Raw genomic sequence first — 4469 nt, 5'->3', positions numbered from 1 at the left:
GGCTCTGGTCGTTTGCGGATTCCGGGCACCTCGCGTTCTCCGATCTCTGTGCCATCGGCACCGAGGGCGCCACGGTGATCGACTTGGCCGAGGCTGCCGGCCTCGGCGCGCTCGTCGACGACCCGCTGCGGATGCTCGGAACCGACGGCTGCGAAGTACCCAACCGACCGGTCGAGGAGGTCTGGCCCTCCGTCCACCAGGCGGCCACCGGCTTCTACCGTTGGGTCTTCGGCACCGATTCCGAACCGATCGGCCTCGATGAATCGGTCGTCACCGATGGTGTGACCGTCACCTCCAAGTAGGCGTCTCCACTTTCTCGAGCAGACTGCTCGCTGCTCGGGTGGACAGGCCTCGCAGCCAGTCCACCCGAGCGGAAGTCAGAGGACCTCGAGACGCTCAGCTGGCGGCTTGAGCGTCGAGCGACTCGGACAGCTGCACGATCGCCGCTGACAGGTCGGCGAACGCATCGTCACCGAGCCACTTCAACACATGGCGGCCTTCCTTCGCAGCCGACGCGTACTTCTGAGGCTTGTTCGCCGAGTCCGCCTTCGTGAGGAAGTGCTCGATCTGGTTGATCTTGCCCTGGTCGAGCATGGCGAGTGCACCCGAGCGTGCCGCTTGATCGACGAACGACCCGACGACAGCTGTGCTCGGGGCCCATGCGATGTGGTCCTGTCCCTGCACGTTGGTCTCGTCGAACGTCACCGACTCGGCGGCGGCGATCTCGCGGGCCGACATCATCGGTGATTCGGCGAGGCCGAACACGTCGAGGCCGCGAGCGATCTCGGAGCCGATGATGTCGCCGTTGTACCAGTAGGCCGACCAGAAGCCGCCCAGGATGAGCGACGTCGGGCTGATCGGTCCGCGGTCGAAGTAGGCGATCTCGACGGGGTTGGACGAGTCGGTGAAGTCCATCAACGAGACGCCACCCTGGTACCAGGCTTGGACGAGGATGTCTCGGCCCGGCACGGGAACCAGCGATCCGTTGTGGGCGACGCAGTTCTCCTGCGACGTCTGGACGGCCGGCATCTTGTGGTAGCTGCGGAACTCCATGCGCGGGCCGCTGCCGTCGTCGACGATGTCGAAGATCGCGTTCGCGCCCCACTCGACCGGGTCGGTCGCACGGCAACGCGCGCCGCTGCCGCCGCCCCATTCGTCGGTGAAGACGACCGTCGTTCCATCGTTGTTGAACGTGGCCGAGTGCCAGTACGCGAAGTTCTCGTTGTCCGCGACGGCGTCGAGACGAACCGGATTGGCCGGATCGCTGATGTCGATGAGGATGCCGTTGCCCTCGCAGGCACCGGCCGCCAACCCGATCGCGGGATAGGCGGTGATGTCATGGCACGCATCGGTCTGGCTCTCCAGGCCGTTGATCGCACCGGATGTCGAGTCGGTGAACAACCGAGCCTCGTTGACCACCGCTGCCGTCTCGGGCGCCGCGAGCGGGACGGCGATGATCTCGGTCTTCCATCGGGCGGGGTTCTCGGAATCTGCCGGCGTGTTCGAACAGCTGACGAAGTTGGTGCCGACCGTCGACGAGGTTCCCGAGTTGTACACGTAGACGGTCGTCGGGTCGTTCGGATCCTCGACGATCGAGTGAGTGTGTGAGCCTCGGCACAAGGGGACGGCGGTGATCTGGACCGGGTTGGTGACATCCGAGATGTTCCACACCTGGATGCCACGCATCATCGTCTGGTCCCGCTCGCTGAACGAGTTGCCCTGGGTACCGCAGTCCCACCGGCCGTTGTTGGCTTCCACCGATCGGAACAACAGGTCGCCGTAGACGGACAGGTCACCCTGACCACCGGGGCACACGACCTCTGCGACCGGGGCAGGATTCGTCGGGTCGGCGACGTCGAAGACCTGGAAGCCCCCGTAGTTGCCCATGAATGCGAGCTCACCCTGGAAGGCGAGGTCCGAGTCATAGTTGCTGTTGCTCGTGCTGCCATCCGAGAAGATCCCGTCGGGCTTCTCGAAGACGCCTGTGTGCTCGAGCCCGGAGATCGTGGATTCCGCGTCGAGGAAACCGGCACCGAGGCCTTCGCGAGGATCGGATTGGGCTCCGGCCACCGTCGGTACTGCGATGGCGAGCGCCAACGTCGCAACGAGAGCGGATCGGCGCAGAGTCCTGCGCGATCGTGTGGACAATACAGAACCCATATTCGGCCTCCTGGCGTTGTTCCCGTCGCTGATCGCGACAGGGGGTGTGACTGGCTCCTCACCCATGATGATCGGGACCCGAGCCGTTACGATCGTCACACCATAGTCAGCACTCCGATGCCGGAACGGTGTCGGAGCGCCCGTCTCGAGAGGATCCGCGTGGCCGATCTGATGTCTGCTCCAAACCATCGTCGCTCCGTTCTCGCCGGTGGCCTGGGGTGTGTCGTACTCGCCGTGTCTCTCGTGGCGTGCGGTGCCGACGGGGACTCGTCTCCTGACGAAGATGGGCCCGTGATCATTCAGGCGGGAGCGCCGGGAGAGACCAACCGGATCATCACCGAAGAGGAAGCCTCCGCGATCAGCGCCGTGCCGCACGGCCTCGCCGATGCTGAGTTCATGCAGGGCATGATTCACCATCACGGCCAAGCGCTGGTGATGACCGCCTACGCCGCGGAGAACTCCGGCGGTGACCAGATCCCGCTCCTCGCGGAGCGGATGGAGATCGGTCAACAGTCCGAGATCGATCTGATGGCCGAGTGGCTGCAGTCGCGCAGTTTTGCCGTGCCGAGCACCGACCCCGCCGACCACGTCGAACACTCGGATGAGCCCCTGATGCCCGGCATGTTGACCGATGCGCAGCTCGAGGAGCTCCGCGTCGCGACGGGTCCCGAGTTCGATCGGCTGTTCCTCCGCTACATGATCCAGCACCACGTCGGCGCGCTCCAGATGGTCGACGAACTGGTTGCCGCGAACGGCGGCCAGGAGGTCGAAAGCGGTCGGATCGCGCAGGACATCTACGCCGACCAGGAAATCGAGATCCTTCGCATGCAGGCGCTCCTCGACGAGATGCCGACCGTCAGCGACCCGTGAATTCGGGGGGACGCTTCTCGAGGTAGCTGGCCAGTCCCTCTCGGAAGTCCTTGCTGGCGAACAGCGGGAGCAGCGCGAGGTATTGACGTTGCACGTGATCTTCGAAGTCCTCCGACATCCCGTGGCGCATCAGCCGCTTGGCAGCGCGAACCGCCATCGGAGCGTTCGTCGCGATCTCCTGCGCGAGATCCATTGCGGTGCTCATCAGGTCGTCGGCCGGGACGACGTCGCTCACGAGACCGAGGTCGAGCGACTCCGTCGCAGTCAGCGTGCGGGCCGTGAAGACCAGTTCGGCCGCCTTCGACCACCCGATGATCCGCGGGAGCAGCCAGGTACCACCCGACTCGGGAACGAGTCCACGAGCCGTGTAGGCAGCGGACAGCTTGGCGTGCTCGGCAGCGATCCGGATGTCACAACCGAGGGCCAGATCCAAGCCGTACCCGGCGGCGCCACCGTTGAGCGCGGCGATTGTCGGCGTGTCGATCTTGTTCAACACGACCGGCGGGGCATCACGAAGATTGAACTCTCCACCGCCCATGTTGCTGGTGTCGCCGCCGATGCCCTCGCCCGACGCGGCCGCCCCGACGTCGAGCCCGGCGCACCAGGCGCGTCCCTCGCCGGTCAGCACGATCGCGCGGACGGAGCGATCGCTGTCGGCCTCGATGAGTCGAGTCGACAGCGCCTGGAGCATTCGAGGCGTGATCGTGTTCATCCGATCGGGTCGGTTGAAACGGATCACGGCCACGTGTCCGGTCACTTCGTAGAGCAGTTCGTCGGTCATCGACTCGACGGTAGTTCCGACCCCACCGCCGATCTCGGGTCAGGCTCGCGGATGGAGAACCGCCTGGGTCTGGGTGACCTTGCCGACCAACCGATCGCCGACGGTCAGCACCGTCTCGACGACGATCGTCATCGATCCCACGTGCAGCGGTGTCGATGTGGCGCGCAGCGTGTCGCCTTCCTTCACGCCGCCGAGGAAGTTCGTCTTCGACTCGATCGTGGACGTGCCGGCAGCTCCGGTCGGCAGGTTGAGGAACGCCGACAGCCCACCCGCGGAATCGGCGAGCGCCATCACCGCCCCGCCGTGCAGCAAGCCTCCGGCCGTGAGCAGATCGGGAGACCAATCGAGATCGATCACCACGCGCCCCGGGGCAGCCTCGATCGACCGCATTCCGAGGGTGCGGGTGAGGCTCATGCTTTCGTGCAGGAACTCGGTGGCCTCATCGACGTCACGACTCATCGAGTCATGATCGCGCGAAACGATCCGCGCAGGCGATGACCTGAGCGGTCATGATCCCCGGCCGCCGATCGTCATGATCTGGCCCTCCGATCATGGTCGACGGGCCGCTCCGTTCCATCATGGTGGGTATGTTCCGCTCACGACGTGCCGACGTCCGTCGCCCGACTCCCGCCGCCACCATCTCGAACCTCACCGTGGG

The 4469-nt window shown here is 65.4% G+C and carries 5 protein-coding genes; 2 read left to right on the top strand and 3 right to left on the bottom strand.

Annotated elements, in window-relative coordinates; all coding sequences use genetic code 11:
* The coding region (locus WBV89_RS11225) for a hypothetical protein (protein ID WP_423981438.1) at positions 1-302 on the top strand (302 nt) is incomplete at its 5' end.
* Between the two features lie 94 nt (positions 303-396).
* On the opposite strand, the gene WBV89_RS11220 is transcribed toward WBV89_RS11225, so the two are convergent.
* Positions 397-2097, bottom strand: coding sequence for an LVIVD repeat-containing protein (locus tag WBV89_RS11220; protein ID WP_423981437.1), 1701 nt, complete (start codon positions 2095-2097; stop codon positions 397-399).
* A gap of 354 nt (positions 2098-2451) precedes the next feature.
* On the opposite strand from WBV89_RS11220, the gene WBV89_RS11215 reads away from it, so the two are divergent.
* On the top strand, positions 2452-3030 hold the full coding sequence (locus WBV89_RS11215) for a DUF305 domain-containing protein (RefSeq protein ID WP_423981436.1): 579 nt from the start codon (positions 2452-2454) through the stop codon (positions 3028-3030).
* Here WBV89_RS11215 and WBV89_RS11210 read toward each other — a convergent pair.
* Together WBV89_RS11210 and WBV89_RS11205 are read right to left on the bottom strand one after the other, a co-directional pair.
* A complete protein-coding gene (locus tag WBV89_RS11210; RefSeq protein WP_423981435.1) occupies positions 3017-3811 on the bottom strand; it encodes an enoyl-CoA hydratase/isomerase family protein in 795 nt (264 codons plus the stop codon). The two genes, WBV89_RS11215 and WBV89_RS11210, sit on opposite strands and share 14 nt — an antisense overlap.
* 39 nt (positions 3812-3850) lie before the next feature.
* A complete protein-coding gene (locus tag WBV89_RS11205; protein WP_423981434.1) occupies positions 3851-4270 on the bottom strand; it encodes a PaaI family thioesterase in 420 nt (139 codons plus the stop codon).
* Positions 4271-4469 lie beyond the last annotated feature (199 nt).

Origin of the sequence: Ilumatobacter sp. (assembly GCF_049588435.1) — a bacterium.
Classification (GTDB): domain Bacteria; phylum Actinomycetota; class Acidimicrobiia; order Acidimicrobiales; family Ilumatobacteraceae; genus Ilumatobacter_A.
The sequence above is the reverse complement of the archived record's forward strand: the minus strand, read 5'-3'. Positions and strand labels throughout refer to the sequence as shown.